Source organism: Enterococcus sp. DIV1537a, assembly GCF_051712085.1.
GTDB lineage: Bacteria > Bacillota > Bacilli > Lactobacillales > Enterococcaceae > Enterococcus > Enterococcus faecalis.
Map to the genome: position 1 here is coordinate 2115884 of NZ_JBIOOE010000001.1, position 16755 is coordinate 2132638.

The following is a 16755-nucleotide window of genomic DNA, read 5'->3' on the forward strand; positions in this document are numbered from 1 at the left end:
AATAAAAAAAACAACTCAGATTAATACATGAGTTGTCTGCTAACAAAAGTATTCATTTATAATTGTGAAGCTCCGTAAGTTCCTACCATTCCATTTGCATCATATAATGATTCAGCTGCAGCTAATGCTTCAGACTGTGAGTTGAATGTTCCTGCACTATGCAATTGCTTACCATCGTTCCACCAACCAACCCATTGTTGACTTGGTGTTGGTTCTGGCGTTGGATCAGGTGTTGGTTCTGGGGTAGGTGTTGGTTCTGGCGTTGGACTCGGAGCTGGTGTCGGATTAGGCGTTGGTTCTGGGGTAGGTGTTGGTTGAATAGTATTTCCCCCAGTTGATCCACCACCTGTATTTGGATTATAATCAGGTGTTATTGAACCAGCGGCTTCGTTATTAGAACTAGGTTGACTATTTGGTTCTTGTTCTGATTCCACACCAGCCTCTTGATTGTCCGATGTAACAGTTGGTGTAGCTTTCGGTTTTTCTTTATTTGTTTTTTCAGGAGTTGCCTCCGCTACATTGCTTTCAGTAGTTGAAGGTTCTTTCTCCTGTTTTGCCTTATCTTCTGCTGATTTTTTCTTCTTTTCAGTTTCTTTTTTCTTTTGTTCCTCAATTGATTTTTTTAATTTATCAAGACGAATTTGGTGTGATTTTTTATCTTTTACTAAATAAACATCTTTTTCAGAATCAATACTTTCCTGTGCTACTTTTACATCACTGTCCTTCTTAGACTTTTCAGCAATTGAAAGCAATTGATCCGTCTTTCTAATTAATGCTAAAAACGATTCTAGCTTTAAAATCTTGTTCATCGGCTCTTTTTTATCTTCATTTTTTAATTGATCAATTGCTTCTTTTGCTAATTTAATCTCTTTAGCACTACGTGTATCATAAGCTTTTTTTATTGCATTATCTGCTTGATCCTGTAACTTTTTGTAGGATTCTATTTCCTGTAATTCAATTTTTTCCGCTTGAACTTTCTGATTATGAACAACTAATCCAGCGCCACCACCAACAACTACAAGCGTAGCCACAACAACCAACATTTTCTTTTTCCCTGACATTTTAGCTTTTTTCTCCATTTTCGTTCCTCCATTTTTTACAATATTGGCTTACTTAATTATACTTGTTTTCTCCAAAAATTGTGTGTTTTATCACAATATTTCTTCTACTTTACACCATGTTAATTAATTTACCTTCCACAATTTCTCCTTCAAACCATTCCGCAAAGTCTTGCTTAAATCCATCTACACTATACAACTCTTGTAAACCAGCTTCTTCTCCATCAGTTGGATCTAAATAAGTTGGCTTATCTTTAGGTCTAGCATAAACACCTATCCATCTTTCAAAATCTCCTTCAAATGGACTGTCAACAATATACCCTTTCTTTTCTAACAACAAACGAGCTTGTTTTTTTAGTTCTTCACTATTTTTAGGCTCAAAATATTTATACTTCTCTTTAAAACTGGCAAATTCTGAAAGCTCTTTATCATACAATTTTTTTATACTGAAAAATTCTTCCCAAATTGCTTTCTCTTTAACCGTCATTTCTGCCTCATGAACCACATAAGTATATTCATATCTTGAAATTTCTTTTAAAAGCTCTTCATTTGATTCTGAAAGCTTTTCAAAAGTAGTCTTTAAAAAAGGAATAGTCAATTCTCCTTGTTCATCTAATTGAACAATTTTTTCTTTTGTTTTTTGTAAATCATTTCTACCTTTTTTCATTTTTCCAGTAATAGCAATTGCTACTTTTGTGTTTCGTTCAATAACTTCTCTACTCATTTATCCATACACCTCTTCGTCATAAATTGGCGTTACTTTTATGTCTTTTCTAAAAATCAAATCAATTCCGTTGGTAGTAGGTATTTTCATTCCACTTTTATCAAAATTTGTCATGGGAGCAATTAACATCAACCAACGTTTTCTTAATAACTTAGGTAAATCTTCTATTTTCTGTAAAGTCATCTGACTTTTTCCATCTGTTATGATAAAATCATTGTGTATAATATGCTCACCATTAATTATCACTGAAAAATCTGTAAACTCATTCATTAAAATCTTCCTTTCGAGGTGTAAATTATGTTAAAAATACAAGACGATATTATTAGTGAAAAAATTTTAGGTTCACTTTGCGAAAACCTTCAAAGCGAATTAAATACTACATACAAACCAAAAGCGTCATTCAAATTATTTAAAAAACACAGTTTATCTATTGGAAACGGTTGGTCTATTGAAGTTTCCTTAACAGAAGGTTATTCAAAAATAAAACATCGTTATTGGTTCAATTGCCACACTTGCAAACCTATGGGTACTATACCGACACCATTTACTAAATACTGTGATATTTCAACCATGCTAAAAAACGCTTTAGAAAAAGAATTTTCAGAGGAAGTCTAAAATGGATATGCTTCCTCTAAATCAAATTCTTGTTCCATATAAGATCGAACACTGCTATTTTGATTAGTGGTAAACAATAAATCTTTTGCATCAACACACACCATTTCAATTATTTCTTCATGTTTCTCTTTTAATTCTGCTAAATCAATACGTTCCATCAATTCATTTGTTCCTAACAGATTATCAATTTCTTTAATCATCTTTAATGAAGGGGCTAAATAATTTGATAACCATCGAAGTGTTTTCTCAATAGACGGTTTTTCACCTTGAACAGACAATTTTAAACCTTCCAATTTATCAACAACATCATACCAAGCTTTGCAATAAACTTTCGTACCATCTTCAATGTCAAAAACTGTCAAAGATTGATTAATAATTTCTTTCACTAGCCAATCCAACGATTCACCACTTGATAGAAAATATTCCACAAATAAAAACGCCTTTTCATCAGAAAGGCGAATTTCATATCGATTTTTAATTTCATGCTTTTCTCTTGCTTCCTCAACACTTATACTTTCTTTTCTTGCTAACTCGTAATCTTTTTGGTAAAAGTTGAAATATAGTGGCGATTGACGACTACCAAAATAAAGAGATAAGCCTTTATTCACCATTTTTTTATTTTCGTAAGCAAAGCCCCCACTAAAATCAAAATTCTTAAATGTTGTATCCACAAGCCCTTGCTCCATTTTTTCTTTCAAAACATATAAATCAAAATTTTCTTGTCCTTTCACAATCAATTCATCAAGAGCAATATCAATTCGTGTAATTTTTGTATCTACCAAAATACCTTGCCCGAAAATATCGTCATCATAAAGAGAGCGAAAAAATTCTGTCCACGATCTATTGTTATCCTCTTCAAAAATTTCTTCTAATTGGCGACAACCTTCACCTGATAAGTCTAACATGATACCCATATTCACATTTTCTGGATTCCGAAAAATCCGAATAGAGCTATATGAAAATGTTTCTGTGTAATGATAAAACCCTCTCGATTCGTGAGTAAACCAGTTCATATCCATGTGCAACAACTTCTCAATAACTGTCCGAACATCTAATGTTTTAAATCTTATTCTTAGAAAGTCAATTTTTGCTTCTACCGAAGTATGGCCACCATCAATATGCAATACTTCCACTATTTTTTTCTCCATCTCTTGTGTAATCGGTCGTTTTCCAGATTCTAAATTAGAATAAAAACCTTTAGTGATAGACAACAATTGACACATTTCTATTTGTTTCAATTTTAATTCTTTTCTATATCGCTTTAAATCAACGCCCCTCACTATTTAACCCTACTTCCAAAAAAGTTTCCAAATATCTACTAAAAAGTTTCCAAAAACAAAATTGCTCAATCCCTTGCGAGACATAGCGTTTAAGCAACTTTTTTATACGGTATGTTAATTTCTACCCCCATGTTATAAAACGGGGGTAGAAACTTTTGAGGTGGGCTTGCCCCACCTCACGACTAGAAGTATTTGGGATATACGTTGCTACTTTTGTTAACGATAGAATAGGGGCGGGCGCCTTGGGGCGCCGCCCCTATTCTATCTACAAATCACGCAACAATCCCTAGCAACTTCTAGTCTGCTCTCCTGCTATTCCTTGCTTCATTTCTAGAACTTTCAGTCGTTTTTTTATCTCTGCATTATCCGACAAGACATCTTTTACTAAATCAATTAGTTCTTTCACCGTTGCTTTATTTTCTTCAAAATCTATTTTTGCAATAGTAATTACTTGTCGTTTTTCTTTTTCTTCTACCGACATAAATACCTCAATCATTGCCTGCTCTAACGGTACGTTTTGTTTCCTTAATTGAACTAATTCGTTAAATTGTTCAATTTGATTCCCACTAAAAACTTTATACGAGTAATTTCTGCCTTGTTTATTTTTAGCATATTGGCGAACAAATTGGACATCAGTTAACTTTTCAATTTTATTTGCCCAATTCTTCAAAGTTTTTAAAGAAATAGCATTATCTAACGCTAAAATTACTTCATCAAATGAAAACATGCTTCACACCTACTTACCAAACATTTCTTTCCAAGCAGAATCCATATGCTCCTTAAATCTTGTTTCTAAATACTTATCAACTTCTTGTGATGTTGAGAATTTCTTTTCCTCAACTGGTCTATCTTCATCATAAACAGCTTCTGCATCTAAAATAGAAGTCACTAAAGACTTATAATCAAGTAATCTATTATCATCTGAAACCCCTTCTTTTTCTGCCCTCCACTCAACTTCTTTAATAATTTTTTGTTCCTTCTCCTTTACATAACTTAGCATTTGTCCTTGCGATTTAAATTTCACTTTCTTTTTCCTCCTTTTTATTCAAAGCAAAGATTACTTCTTCAACAATTTTAGTTCCCTTATTTTCCATAAATTTTTCAAACTCAACAGGATCAACTAATTTTTTTATTCGCTTTCCATTAGAAAATCGAACTAATTTTGCATAGTTTTCTGATTGTTCATACAGAATGTCACGAATACGTGTATCTAAATCAGGCTTTTTATATTGTTTCTTGACTTCAACATACACTCGTTCTCTAACGCGCTTGATTATTTCACTAGAATCCAATAAAAAGCTCCTTTCTTATTACTCAAATTTTTCACTTAACTTAGCTAACTTTGCTTGTCCTGCTTCTAACTCTTCATCAATTTCGGCAAGGGCTTCTTTATCCACATGTTTGGATATTTTTTGAGATACTTCTTCTTGCACTTCTTTTGAAACATCTTCATATCCTAGCTCTTTAGAAATCTTTATAAATTCCTGAATGAAGTCAAAATCTTGTGGTACTTGCGGGCTATAAAATTCTCTTGCTACAGAACCACCTAAAGCAACATACCCGCGACCATAGACTTTTTGACCGTCGATTTTTTCAACATATTTAAAGTTTTTGTTTTTGTTTTCATCGCCAAAAATCATCAAAATACCTGTTTCTGAAAGACGACCAACACTCATTCGAAACATAAATTGGTCTCTTAATGCCGTTTTGATAAATTCACCATCTGGTCGTTGCATTGCTACAATTAAGAAAATACCGCACTGACGAGCCTTTAAAATTAATTGCGTTAAATATTCGTCAACTTCTCCGTCTGTTGCATAATCATTGGCTAATTCTGCTTTAAATGCTGCAAATTCATCAATCACAATAAACTTAGGCTTTAAACCATAGTACGCATAATTTTTACCCATTTTGTAATCAGGGCTATTATTCATCATTTCAAAACGCGCATTCATTAATTCAACTGCATTTTTCAAGCAATTAACAATATCTGTTTTTCCTGTATGCACTTTTCCTGCAAACATTGGTAACTTACCCAGTGCCATCAAGTCAGAATTTTTAGGATCACAAATTTCCATTTCACCCACACGGCAAAGTGCATAAATTAGAGATAAAATGGTAAAAGTTTTACCTCCGCCAGTTCCGCCACCTAATAACAAATGTGGGTCTTTATCAAAGTACCAATACAACCCTTTCATTAATTGAACCTTTCCTTTGTCCGCTTGCATATCCTTTATCCAAATACGTTTATTGTAAACATCAGAAGCTAGTTCATAGGTAATAAAGCCTTTTTCATCAATTTTATTTAAATTATCTGCATGAAACGCTGTTTCCAAAAAACCACCAATGGTTTCAAACTTTTCTTGAAATTTATTACCTGCTGTTTCAAATGAAACGAAAATACTATTTTTTGCAGACTTATAATAAATTTTTGGAAACTTGATTTTTTCTCTTGTTTTACCATCAGAACTTTTCACTTGCTTCTTTGTATAATAGCCATTGTCAATAATCATACGCGCTAATACTTGACGTTGTTCTACTTTAGAAAAATAGCCTGAATTGATAATTGAAGCCTTAACAAGCAATGTAATTAGCACAATTGCACCTATCGAAACACCTACAATGATTAACGCTGGCACAATATAAATTTTCCAATCAGGTGGATTTGAGAGATACAATGGATAAAGCCATTTATAGCCCACAAAATAACCTAAACAAGTAAAAATTGGCATAAAAAATAACACTCGATAGAGTGCCAACAAGTTTCTTGAAGAATAACGGATACGCCTTCCTCTATATCTAAATAATTTTTTAAACATTTACCTACCTTCTTTTTGTAATCGTTCTAATTCTTGTCTACAAAATTCTTCGTAAACAGGAAAAAAGACTGTTGCAAGTTCCCAAACAGTCCGTTTATTAATATTACTATACGCATGTGCAAAAATATTTCTAATTGACCTTAATTGTCGCCAATCAACCGCACCACTATTTCTTTCCTTAAACCCTTCAGAAAAAGAGTTAGCAAGTTCTCCTACCTGCATACAGGACATACTAATTGCATGAAAAAACACTCTATCGTGAGAGAAAACTTCAAAGTTTCTACTACAACGATTGAGTGCCGATTTTACATCTTCACAATATATCAACGTTCCCTTTAGAACACGAATATCTTTATTTTTCTCTTTCAAATACCTTAACTTTCTCCTTCATCATAGTATCGTAAAACTCTTTCTGATATTCTGAATCAATTGGTTGTTCAAATGCTTCAAGCTCTACTAAGTCAATATCATGTTCAACGGCTTCCTTCAATTCATCGAAAAAATCACTATACACAGACCAACGATATTTCTCTGGCAAACCAGTAGTGCCAACCAAAAAGTCAATATCACTTGATTCCTTCGCTTCATCTCTAGCATAAGAGCCAAACACATAAATGACAGGAATTTCATATCGTTCAGCTATTGGCTTCACACGCTCTTTAATTTCATTCATTGTCATTACCATCTGTTTCACCTCTTCTAACGTTTACTCTAAAGCCATTATAAAGCATTCAAAATACACAATCAATTTACCTCACTTATTCTTAATGGATATTCTTCAAAATACACATTCTTTTCAAAATCTTCATGAAACTTCAAATCGTAGGCACGAACTAGTTGATCAAAAAAACTATCTAATAATTTCAAAATAGCTTGTTCACTTTCAAAAAAAGAATCATCTAGTAATAAGAATTGAATAAGACTATTGCTTGTTTCATTAAATAGTTTTAAGTACAAGTCACTGTAATAATTAAAACTTTGCCACCCCCTATATGAATGCAATCTTCTTTCTAAAAAAGCTCGATACCTTACTTGCTTATGCTCCATTTTTTCCGACAGACTACTCATTAACTTACAAGACACCCCCTTTCATTAACATTCCTCCTTAATAAAAAATTTCTTTCAAATTACCACTTTCCTTATGCAGAAAAATGACACTACTCTTCAACCGTCTTTCCACTAACCAATTCATTGCATTTAATCTGCGACTTTTCAGCAATTCTTTTTCTTTCCTAACTGGGCGTTTCCCTTGTTTCATTTAACCACTCCTATTCTTTATTATTAATGTCTGTTAACAAACCTTGTTGACACAAATTAATAATAAAAAGGGCACTCGTTAGAATGCCCTTCACAGCTGTTAAACGGTGCCACCGTTCGTCCGAATATGATATTTACTTTCGTTTTAATTCCCACATCCAATTAATTTTTTCAGAAATTTCTGGTTCAGTGGTAAAATATTAACAAAAGGAGGTGTCCTATAATAATGCTAAAAACAATTGAAAAAGCATGTGAAATAGACATGAAATCCGTAACAATTATTCTTACCAACAACCAAAAACTCAAAATTGAAAAATTCCAATCAATTATTGATGATAAAATTTTAGAGTTTATCAGTTCTAATATTCAATACTACATCCCTGAAAAAAGTATTCTCTATTTTACAACGTCTTAAGAGATACCATTGTTCGTTTCATTTCACAATCTAATTTAATTGAAAGATAATCTAGCGTTACTTTTGCTTGTTCAAAGGTAACGTTTTTTTGTGCCAAAACCTCATACAATTCATCACCTATTTTTTTTAATTCTTCTCTTTTGCTCATTTAATCTACCTCAATCTAACATTTATTTTTGCTCATTTACTTGATTCTTATTTTCTTTTTGTAATGTAGGTTGCGCTGGTTTAACAGCTCCTACTTTTTTAATACCCACTGCACGGACTTTAAATGCTTGTTCTGTTTGTACATTGTCATTAAAACCTTTATAAGCATTAAGCCACCCACGAGCCGTTACATTTCCAGTCAACTCGATCTCATCATCATAATTGATACCACTAACATCATAATCTGGATCAATCGCAATTTCTACTTGGTCATTTAATTTGCTAGAATAAACCGTTACTCGTTGTTCACGAACATCGTCAGTCACATTTCCTTCACCATCACGTTCATTAATTGCAACTACTTCTAAGAAATTCATCGTACCAAATGTTCCTACTACATCAAAATTTTCAATCGTGTTATTTTCAAATGATAATCCCATTATTTATTACCTCCGACTACTTCTAAACGTTTTGCATAAACTACCATGTCAATTGAGCGACTATTTCCAATGTTATTCCGTTTTACATTGATTCGTGCTACTGGATCAATTAATTTTACTTCTTCACGGCCATTCAACATTTGTGAATTTCGTAAATGAGGAACAAAAATCTCAAAATCACGTTGCTTTTCGCTTGAAGCGGTGAACACACGACCACGAACAGGTGCTCCATTTACATAAATATCACGTTCTGTTTTATAAACAGCTTTAATTTTACTTCCTAAATTTTTATCACTTAATGCAATTTCTTGAATTCTATTTGCCAAAATAATTTCCTTCTTTCACTAATTTTTATACAAAAATAAACAGTCAACCATTGACTGCCTTTCTCTCTTTATGCAATTCTTCTTATTAACTAAAAAACACAACTTGACAAGGTTTATGATAACCTGTCATTTTATATGTTCGTTGTAAAATCTGATTTTTTAATAATCGACTTTCAATTGTTAAGCGTTCCATGTTTGTTAACTTAACCGCACTCTTACCTAACTTCTTACGTTCCAAATTATAGTTTTTCTCTATATCTGTAATAGAGAATGCTTTTTTCTGTCGTTTCATAAGTGCAACAAACTTCTCAACGAAAAGTAACAATTCTTCCTTCATTTTTATCCTCCTTATTTTTAATAACAAATTCTATTCTTTCAAAATAAAAAAGCACAACTAGAATACTCCAGTTGTGCATACTTAAACTAAGATTGAATATTCTTTTAGAAAAAATCTTTTCCACTTTTCTAAACAATCATCTTAGTGAGAATACATTTTTGATTCTTACATTCAAAACAATTCCTAGAATCGATCTTCAATGGCTAGTAATTTATACATCACGGCTCATTAATAGAATTGCTTCATACGGTGTCCCTATCCTCCTTTGTAACGATTTCCACATACTTGTTTTCTAGTATGCTTCCATATCCATTTCTAGCGTGTCTCTCGACATGGCTATTAGAAATGAACTGATTATCATAAACAGATACCGATTTACGCTAAGCGGAATCACTTCCAATATTTCCACCATTCAATACGAACAAGAAATCTAGTCCTTAGCAATAAACAAGAAAACTTCTATCTATAAAAAATCACTCTACGTGGCTCTAATTAAAGATACTCGTTACCACCTTACAAGTCATTCATTGGCTGACTTGCCACACCACAAACAGACTTATAACCTCGAACAAAAATTTCATTCTTGTATTATTTCATCAAATCGCTTAAAATAATATTGTCTAGGTATTACTTTAAGTGTTTGCGAAACAGAAATTCATTTTCTTCTCGTGAACGCTTTTTTGTTTATTCAATTTTATTAAGGCTTTTTGCCTTATGAGAATATCCGACATATAATCAGATACTCTAATAAAACAAAATATCCAACTTTATTACTCATGCTCAAAACCAAATTTTTTAGCAAAAAATTGTTCATTTACTCTTCCTGCCGAAGTTTTCATTCCCTGTTCTTTTAATTCGCTATTTAATTCTTTGATAATTCCATAGGCTTTAGCTTTTGAACAATTCATTAATTCACTAACGTCATTTGCTGTCAAAAACTTAATTTCCATAACGTTTTTTACCTCCTACAATTCCTTTATATCGTTTATTACGTTTTAAATATATATCGCATTTTACGTTTTGTCAACGGTTAATATTCTTTTTTTACAAATAAAGTTAATTCATATCACATTTAGTGATATTATTGCAGAAAAGAGGTGAGAAACATGGCATTTTCCGATAAATTGAAAAAGCTGCGAATGAAAAAAGGAATGAAACAAAGTGAGCTTGCAGATATTCTTCATTTAAGACAAAGTTCAATCAGTGACTATGAGAACAATCGTTCTACTCCTAATCCAGAAACAATAAAGAAAATTGCTGAATATTTTAATGTAAGTGCAAATTACTTGCTAGATATATCAGATAAAAATGATACTAAACTGGATAGTACCATAAAAGAAACTATAGAAGAATTAAAAAATGAAGATACTCTTCTATTTATGGGAAAAAATGGAGATATTGACGAAGAAACTGCACGTCTTTTAAAAATTGCAATGAAAAATGCAATAAAAACTGTTGACGATATGACAAAAAAAGACAAGGAGTGAGTCCAATACGTAACATTTACTCAAAAATAAAAAGCAAAGTTGAAGGTATAATTAATTTTTATTCATCCAATGATCCAAAAAGAATTTCCGAATTCTTAGGAATTTATATTTTAAAATCTAACTTAGGCAATGTAGAAGGTTTTCTACAATATTACAATCACACTTACATCATTCACATTAATAGCAATATTACTGATGAAACAACACAAGATAAAATAATTGCTCATGAGCTAGGACATTATTTCCTACACAAACATTTAAATATATTTTGTGTAGATATGCACACCCTAGCTTTTGAGGCTACTTTAGAAAATGAAGCAAATATATTCGCAACTGAATTATTATTGAATGATTCAATGCTGAAAGAAGAATTACCCTTTATCCAAAATATGAATATTTACGAACTATCTTCTTACTTTAATTTAGACTTCGATATTGTAAAAATGAAATATGATTTATTTTTTTTAAACGAAAAAGAACATATGTTCGCAAAAGATAATATGTATTATTAATAAAAAGGAGACCTACATATGATTACAAAAAAAGAAAATGGTTACTTTGTTGACGTTAGTTTGGGAATTGATCCAATATCAAACAAACAACGTAGAAAGAGACTTACAGTTTCAACTAAAAAAGAAGCCCAACAAATTGAATCAAAGTATTTAAGGTTATACCACGAAAATAAATTAACAACTAATTCTGACTTAACTTTGAAAGATATTTACGAAATTTACGAAGAAAAATACACACAAAACCTTAAGCCATCTTACAAACAAACACAAAAAAGAATTTTTAAAAACTATATAGAACCTTATTTTAAAAATACTCAAATCAAGCTAATAAAAAAACAACAAATCTATGATTTCCAACAATTTTTGTTAACAAGTAAACCTAAAAGAAAGGATAACTTATCAAACAAGACTATTAATATGATTATTATTCATCTACAGAAATTATTTAATGTAGCTATAAAAGAAGGATTAACCTACGAAAATCCTTGCAACCAAATAGATAAATTAAAAGTGCAAAAAAAAGAAATTGATTTTTGGACATTAGAAGAATTTACAACCTTTATTTCTCATATTGATAAAAATAAACCATTTTTAAAAGTATTCTACCAGTTTGCGTTTTTTACAGGAATGCGTGCGGGAGAAATGATTGCTCTTACGTGGAGTGACATTGATTTTTATAATCAAACAGTCCGTATAAATAAAAGTGCTAAACTAATAAATGGTAATTACGTAACTACTACACCAAAAACGGAAAGCAGTAATAGATATATTACTATCAATACAAAAATTACCGCCATGTTAAAAAAATGGCAAAAAATACAACCAAAATTACTAATAGATAATTTTCAAAATATTGATAGTGACAAATTACTTGTTTTTCAATACAGTGAAAAACACCCTTCAAGTGATTATTACTCTAAACAAATAAAAAAAATAATTGCAAAAAACAACTTGAACCTTAAACCTATAAGATTACACGACTTTAGACATTCACACGTAGCTCTTCTTATTCACAATAACGAAAAGAATACTACTATAAAAGAACGATTAGGTCATTCTTCAATTACTACAACAATTGATACTTATGGTCATTTATACCCTAATTCTCAAAAATCAATGAGTGACAAATTTGATAATTATGATATTTTTGAGCTATAAAATAACAAGTTTTAAATACTAATTTTTAATAAGTAGGCAATTTTAGGCATCGAAAACTTTCAAAACACAAAAAAGACAAATATACCAATTACCGTTAAACATTGGTGTATTTGTCTTTTCTATCTATGCCAGCTGCAGGGATCGAACCTGTGACCTACGCGTTACGAGTGCGTTGCTCTACCAACTGAGCTAAGCTGGCCTGAAACAAATCTATTATAGGACTTTCTACTTTATTTGTAAAGTATGTTTGTTATTTATTTATGCAAAATCTCTTTAAAATAAGCCAAATAGCGACTTTACAAACTTTTTTCTGAAAATGTGGTATAATAGAGATATCAAGAAAGGATGGTTTTTTGTATGTCAAATTTTAATGGTATGGTTACTCCTGTTGTTCCATCGGATGCTGGTAAGGATTTCGCCGTTGACACCCATGTTACTTTTCTTGTTCACGGACAGCCACAAACAGGCGTTGTTACGAAACAATTAAAAAATGCCGCTGTCGTCGAAATTGACGAAACGCAAAAAAACAATCACTTAATGGTGCACAGCAATGGTGTGATTGTTATTAATTACAAACAATTGAAAAAGATTTAATTCTTCAAGCGTGGGAAATTTCCCCCGCTCTTTTTTATGTACAGAATTGGAATACTTTCCAATTCGTCGGAAACTATAATGCTGTAATAAACGCAAAAAAACCAAAAATAATTCCGGGCACATTAGCAAAAATAATGGACTTATCTCGTGTTTCTCCATCGTCTCCATATAACCCATGAATCGTCCAAAAAATACAATTAATCATTGCCACTAATGGTTGCGTCGGATTGCCTTTTTCCCCATGTAAATTTCCATAAATTTGTGGAATATATGAAACATACATCAAAACTGACATCACACTAGCAATCACAGCGATAGCGTGTAAGACTTTTTTATTCTTTTTCATAGCTCCTCCTTTGTTTTTTTATTTTTTATTATACACCTAGAAAAGTTCTTCAAGCAAAAGAAAACCGTTAGTAACCATAATCGGTTATCTAACGGTTTTTTGTTATTATTTTGTTCCAAATAAACGGTCACCAGCATCCCCTAAACCAGGAACGATATAGCCGTCTTCGTTTAAGCGCTCATCTAAAGCTGCTGTATAAATATCTACATCTGGATGCGCTTCTTGTAAAGCTTTCACACCTTCTGGAACGGCCACTAGACATACAAATTTAATGTTGCTAGCACCACGTTCTTTTAATGAATCGATGGCCATAATTGCGGAACCACCTGTTGCTAGCATTGGGTCAACAACAAATAATTGACGACTTGCAATGTCTTCAGGTAATTTCACGAAGTATTCATGTGGTTGCAATGTTTCTTCATCACGGTAAAGTCCAACGTGTCCAACTTTCGCTGCTGGAATTAATTCTAAAATCCCATCAACCATGCCAATGCCGGCACGTAAAATAGGAATGATTGCTACTTTTTTCCCTGAAAGTGTTTTTTGTGTTGATTTACCCATCGGTGTTTCGATGACAACATCCTCTAAAGGCATATCCCGTGATACTTCATAAGCCATTAACATAGCAATTTCGTTGACAACTTCGCGGAAAACCTTTGTCCCACAGTTCTTTTCGCGAATCATTGTTAGTTTGTGTTGAATTAGCGGATGATCAATTACTTGAAATTTTCCCATATCTATTCTCCTTCATTATTTTATTCTTTCTTATTGTAAAACAAAAGAGCCTAGGACACAAGTTGAATTCCTTAAATCCTAAGCTCCGACTCTTATTTGTACAGAGAATCGCGCTTCAGCTATCCATGATGTTAGTTATATAATGGATATTTTTTAGTTAGCGCTGCTACAGCTGCTTTGACTTCATCATGAACTGCTGTATTTTCTGGATCTTTTAAAACTTGAACGATTAATTTAGCAACTTCTACCGCATCTTCTTCTTTAAAACCACGTGAAGTAATCGCAGGCGTTCCAATACGGATACCACTTGTTTTAAATGGACTTAATTGTTCAAACGGAATTGAATTTTTATTGACAGTAATATTTACACTATCTAAAATAGCTTCTGCTTCTTTTCCATTTAAACCAAAACCTGTCACTTCAATCAGTAATAAGTGGTTGTCTGTTGCCCCACTAATTAAACGAGCTTCTGGCGCTTGATTGAAAACTTTCGTCATCGCTTGCGCATTTGCAATCACTTGCTGACTATATTCAGCAAAACTTGGATCCAATGCTTCTTTAAAAGCTGCGGCTTTTCCGGCAATCACATGTTCCAATGGGCCACCTTGAATGCCTGGGAAAATACTACTATTTACTTTTTTCGCCAATTCTTCGCTATTTGTCAAAATTAAACCGCCACGAGGACCACGCAATGTTTTATGGGTCGTACTTGTTACGATATCAGCATACGGAACTGGATTTGGGTGCAACCCTGAAGCTACCAAGCCTGCAATATGCGCCATATCAACCATTAACTTGGCATCTACTTCATCAGCGATTTCACGGAAACGTTTGAAATCAATCGTTCGTGAATACGCACTTGCGCCAGCAACAATTAATTTTGGACGATGTTCTCTTGCTAAAATTCGCACAACATCGTAATCGATTACTTCTGTTGAAGGATCCACTCCATAACTGACAAAATTATAGGTTTTTCCACTAAAGTTAACGGGCGAACCATGTGTTAAGTGACCACCAGCTGATAAATCCATCCCCAAAATGGTATCACCTGGTTCAACCAATGAAAGGTATGCCGCTGTATTGGCTTGAGAACCTGAATGGGCTTGTACATTCGCGAATTTTGCACCAAATAATTCTTTGGCACGATCGATAGCTAAATTTTCTACGATATCGATAAATTCACAACCACCATAGTACCGTTTGCCAGGGTAACCTTCTGCGTATTTATTCGTTAAAATACTTCCTTGGGCAGCCATAACTGCTTTTGACACGACATTCTCAGATGCGATTAGTTCCAAGTTATTTTCTTGGCGCTCTTCTTCTCTTGCAATTGCATTCCATAAATCTGGGTCATACGTTTTGTAATCCATTCAAACAACACTCCATTTTGTTTTCTTTTGTCTGATTGTATCATACTTCTGTGTCAGCTTCGTTACAAATACCTCTTATTTTTCAAAAAATTTTTGATTAGCTGATTTTTTCAAGCGATTCATGTAAGCAGTGCCTAAACCAGTTTCTGCAAATCCTTGCGCAAAAATCGTGGTAGCTCCTTGCTCATCTAACGCTCTTAACCCTGCAAATAGTTCTTTTGTGGCATTTTCAACCGTTTCTGCACCATAAGAATAAACAAACGCATTTTCTGTATCTAGTTGTGCTGCCTGTTCATCACTTAAAAATAAGCCGATTTTTTCCTGTTGTTCTGTTGCTTGCTGAATCGCCGCTTGCCATTCTGCTGTTTGACCGCTTATAATCCAAACTTCCGCATCAGGAGAATAGTGTTTGTATTTCATCCCTGGCGCTTTGGGTGCTGCATTTTCGCTAATTAAATGTGTATCGATTTTCACTTGGGAAATAATGCTTTCCAACTGCTCTTTGGTAATTGCTCCTGGTCGTAAAATAACTGGCACACCATCTTCCGCCGTTAAATCTAAGACCGTTGACTCCACCCCAATCTGCGTTGGGCCATCATCTAATATGGCAGCAATTTTCCCCTGCAAATCATGATAAACATGCTCTGCAGATGTTGGACTAGGCTTGCCAGAAGTGTTCGCACTTGGTCCGACCAATGGAACATTGGCTTGTTCAATCAAAGCTAAGGTCGCTTGGTTATCTGGCATACGAAAAGCGACTGTCTCTAAACCACCTGTTACTGTTTTAGAAAATGTATCGCTAGGCACATTAAAAATTAAAGTTAATGGTCCCGGCCAAAAGGCAGACACCAATTTTGTAGCGACTTCTGGTAAGGTCGCCACGTATTTTTTGACCATCTCAACGTTGTTCACATGAACAATCAATGGATTATCACTGGGGCGGCCTTTTACTTGGTAAACTTTTTTTACTGCCGCTTCATTTAAGGCATCGGCACCTAAGCCATAAACAGTTTCTGTTGGAAAAGCCACTAGCTCGCCCGCTTGAATGGCTGCTGCTGCTTGGGCTATTTCTTGTTTGGTTAATTTTTTTGTTTCCATTGCAAATCGCTCCTTCTAGAAAAGTGGCGACGAAGAA

At 33.2% G+C, this 16755-nt stretch carries 26 protein-coding genes and 1 tRNA gene; 5 read left to right on the top strand and 22 right to left on the bottom strand.

Annotated features, from left to right (window positions below; translation table 11 throughout):
* Positions 1-56 precede the first annotated feature (56 nt).
* The 3 genes from IGJ41_RS10380 to IGJ41_RS10390 all read right to left on the bottom strand — a co-directional run bounded on the left by IGJ41_RS10380 (position 57) and on the right by IGJ41_RS10390 (position 2052).
* On the bottom strand, positions 57-1079 hold the full coding sequence (locus IGJ41_RS10380) for a hypothetical protein (protein ID WP_438714393.1): 1023 nt from the start codon (positions 1077-1079) through the stop codon (positions 57-59).
* A 91-nt stretch (positions 1080-1170) separates the two neighbouring features.
* Positions 1171-1782, bottom strand: a complete 612-nt coding sequence (locus IGJ41_RS10385; protein ID WP_033628141.1) for a hypothetical protein — start codon at positions 1780-1782, stop codon at positions 1171-1173.
* On the bottom strand, positions 1783-2052 hold the full coding sequence (locus tag IGJ41_RS10390; RefSeq protein ID WP_033628140.1) for a hypothetical protein: 270 nt from the start codon (positions 2050-2052) through the stop codon (positions 1783-1785).
* Between the two features lie 27 nt (positions 2053-2079).
* Here IGJ41_RS10390 and IGJ41_RS10395 point away from each other — a divergent pair, with 27 nt between their 5' ends.
* Positions 2080-2397: a hypothetical protein gene (locus IGJ41_RS10395; protein WP_033628139.1), complete on the top strand. Its 318-nt coding sequence runs from the start codon at positions 2080-2082 to the stop codon at positions 2395-2397.
* Here IGJ41_RS10395 and IGJ41_RS10400 read toward each other — a convergent pair.
* The 14 genes from IGJ41_RS10400 to IGJ41_RS10465 all read right to left on the bottom strand — a co-directional run bounded on the left by IGJ41_RS10400 (position 2394) and on the right by IGJ41_RS10465 (position 10368).
* Complete coding sequence (locus IGJ41_RS10400) at positions 2394-3677, bottom strand: XRE family transcriptional regulator (protein ID WP_033628138.1); 1284 nt, start codon at positions 3675-3677, stop codon at positions 2394-2396. The two genes, IGJ41_RS10395 and IGJ41_RS10400, sit on opposite strands and share 4 nt — an antisense overlap.
* A 286-nt stretch (positions 3678-3963) precedes the next feature.
* Positions 3964-4404, bottom strand: a complete 441-nt coding sequence (locus IGJ41_RS10405; protein WP_010710100.1) for a hypothetical protein — start codon at positions 4402-4404, stop codon at positions 3964-3966.
* A gap of 9 nt (positions 4405-4413) precedes the next feature.
* Positions 4414-4701: a hypothetical protein gene (locus tag IGJ41_RS10410; RefSeq protein ID WP_033628137.1), complete on the bottom strand. Its 288-nt coding sequence runs from the start codon at positions 4699-4701 to the stop codon at positions 4414-4416.
* On the bottom strand, positions 4691-4969 hold the full coding sequence (locus IGJ41_RS10415; protein WP_033628136.1) for a hypothetical protein: 279 nt from the start codon (positions 4967-4969) through the stop codon (positions 4691-4693). The genes IGJ41_RS10410 and IGJ41_RS10415 overlap by 11 nt, the downstream gene beginning before the upstream one ends.
* A gap of 18 nt (positions 4970-4987) precedes the next feature.
* Positions 4988-6496, bottom strand: a complete 1509-nt coding sequence (locus IGJ41_RS10420; protein WP_033628135.1) for a cell division protein FtsK — start codon at positions 6494-6496, stop codon at positions 4988-4990.
* Positions 6497-6865 carry a HepT-like ribonuclease domain-containing protein gene (locus IGJ41_RS10425; protein WP_033628134.1) on the bottom strand — a complete coding sequence of 123 codons (369 nt, stop codon included), beginning with the start codon at positions 6863-6865 and terminating at the stop codon, positions 6497-6499.
* On the bottom strand, positions 6849-7181 hold the full coding sequence (locus IGJ41_RS10430; RefSeq protein ID WP_002408323.1) for a nucleotidyltransferase family protein: 333 nt from the start codon (positions 7179-7181) through the stop codon (positions 6849-6851). Before IGJ41_RS10430 ends, IGJ41_RS10425 begins: the two co-directional genes overlap by 17 nt.
* 59 nt (positions 7182-7240) lie before the next feature.
* Complete coding sequence (locus IGJ41_RS10435) at positions 7241-7564, bottom strand: hypothetical protein (RefSeq protein WP_033628133.1); 324 nt, start codon at positions 7562-7564, stop codon at positions 7241-7243.
* 37 nt (positions 7565-7601) lie between these two features.
* Positions 7602-7754, bottom strand: a complete 153-nt coding sequence (locus IGJ41_RS10440; RefSeq protein WP_033600203.1) for a DUF6906 family protein — start codon at positions 7752-7754, stop codon at positions 7602-7604.
* 400 nt (positions 7755-8154) lie between these two features.
* Positions 8155-8316: a hypothetical protein gene (locus tag IGJ41_RS10445; protein WP_002408316.1), complete on the bottom strand. Its 162-nt coding sequence runs from the start codon at positions 8314-8316 to the stop codon at positions 8155-8157.
* A gap of 22 nt (positions 8317-8338) precedes the next feature.
* The gene (locus IGJ41_RS10450; protein ID WP_002365225.1) at positions 8339-8755 is read right to left on the bottom strand and encodes a DUF961 family protein; all 417 of its coding nucleotides are present in this window, start codon (positions 8753-8755) and stop codon (positions 8339-8341) included.
* On the bottom strand, positions 8755-9081 hold the full coding sequence (locus tag IGJ41_RS10455; protein WP_002365226.1) for a hypothetical protein: 327 nt from the start codon (positions 9079-9081) through the stop codon (positions 8755-8757). Before IGJ41_RS10455 ends, IGJ41_RS10450 begins: the two co-directional genes overlap by 1 nt.
* 85 nt (positions 9082-9166) lie before the next feature.
* Positions 9167-9418 (bottom strand): hypothetical protein, encoded by a 252-nt coding sequence (locus tag IGJ41_RS10460; RefSeq protein WP_033628130.1) that lies wholly within the window; start codon positions 9416-9418, stop codon positions 9167-9169.
* Positions 9419-10188: 770 nt separating this feature from the next.
* Positions 10189-10368, bottom strand: a complete 180-nt coding sequence (locus IGJ41_RS10465; RefSeq protein WP_033628129.1) for a hypothetical protein — start codon at positions 10366-10368, stop codon at positions 10189-10191.
* 156 nt (positions 10369-10524) lie between these two features.
* Here IGJ41_RS10465 and IGJ41_RS10470 point away from each other — a divergent pair, with 156 nt between their 5' ends.
* The 3 genes from IGJ41_RS10470 to IGJ41_RS10480 are packed head-to-tail and all read left to right on the top strand — an operon-like array spanning position 10525 to position 12575.
* A complete protein-coding gene (locus IGJ41_RS10470; RefSeq protein WP_033628128.1) occupies positions 10525-10905 on the top strand; it encodes a helix-turn-helix domain-containing protein in 381 nt (126 codons plus the stop codon).
* Positions 10902-11417: an ImmA/IrrE family metallo-endopeptidase gene (locus tag IGJ41_RS10475; protein ID WP_033628127.1), complete on the top strand. Its 516-nt coding sequence runs from the start codon at positions 10902-10904 to the stop codon at positions 11415-11417. The genes IGJ41_RS10470 and IGJ41_RS10475 overlap by 4 nt, the downstream gene beginning before the upstream one ends.
* A gap of 18 nt (positions 11418-11435) precedes the next feature.
* Complete coding sequence (locus IGJ41_RS10480) at positions 11436-12575, top strand: tyrosine-type recombinase/integrase (protein WP_033628126.1); 1140 nt, start codon at positions 11436-11438, stop codon at positions 12573-12575.
* A gap of 126 nt (positions 12576-12701) precedes the next feature.
* Here IGJ41_RS10480 and IGJ41_RS10485 read toward each other — a convergent pair.
* Positions 12702-12774: transfer RNA gene (locus IGJ41_RS10485), tRNA-Thr, on the bottom strand.
* A gap of 158 nt (positions 12775-12932) precedes the next feature.
* Between IGJ41_RS10485 and IGJ41_RS10490 the strand changes: the two genes are divergently transcribed.
* Complete coding sequence (locus tag IGJ41_RS10490) at positions 12933-13169, top strand: hypothetical protein (RefSeq protein WP_002381528.1); 237 nt, start codon at positions 12933-12935, stop codon at positions 13167-13169.
* A 73-nt stretch (positions 13170-13242) separates the two neighbouring features.
* On the opposite strand, the gene IGJ41_RS10495 is transcribed toward IGJ41_RS10490, so the two are convergent.
* The 4 genes from IGJ41_RS10495 to IGJ41_RS10510 all read right to left on the bottom strand — a co-directional run bounded on the left by IGJ41_RS10495 (position 13243) and on the right by IGJ41_RS10510 (position 16718).
* Positions 13243-13515: a membrane protein gene (locus IGJ41_RS10495; RefSeq protein ID WP_002356625.1), complete on the bottom strand. Its 273-nt coding sequence runs from the start codon at positions 13513-13515 to the stop codon at positions 13243-13245.
* Between the two features lie 105 nt (positions 13516-13620).
* Positions 13621-14250, bottom strand: a complete 630-nt coding sequence (upp, locus tag IGJ41_RS10500) for a uracil phosphoribosyltransferase (protein ID WP_002356624.1) — start codon at positions 14248-14250, stop codon at positions 13621-13623.
* A gap of 131 nt (positions 14251-14381) precedes the next feature.
* Positions 14382-15620 (bottom strand): serine hydroxymethyltransferase, encoded by a 1239-nt coding sequence (glyA, locus tag IGJ41_RS10505; RefSeq protein ID WP_002356623.1) that lies wholly within the window; start codon positions 15618-15620, stop codon positions 14382-14384.
* Between the two features lie 75 nt (positions 15621-15695).
* On the bottom strand, positions 15696-16718 hold the full coding sequence (locus IGJ41_RS10510) for an L-threonylcarbamoyladenylate synthase (protein WP_002368930.1): 1023 nt from the start codon (positions 16716-16718) through the stop codon (positions 15696-15698).
* Between the last annotated feature and the right edge of the window lie 37 nt (positions 16719-16755).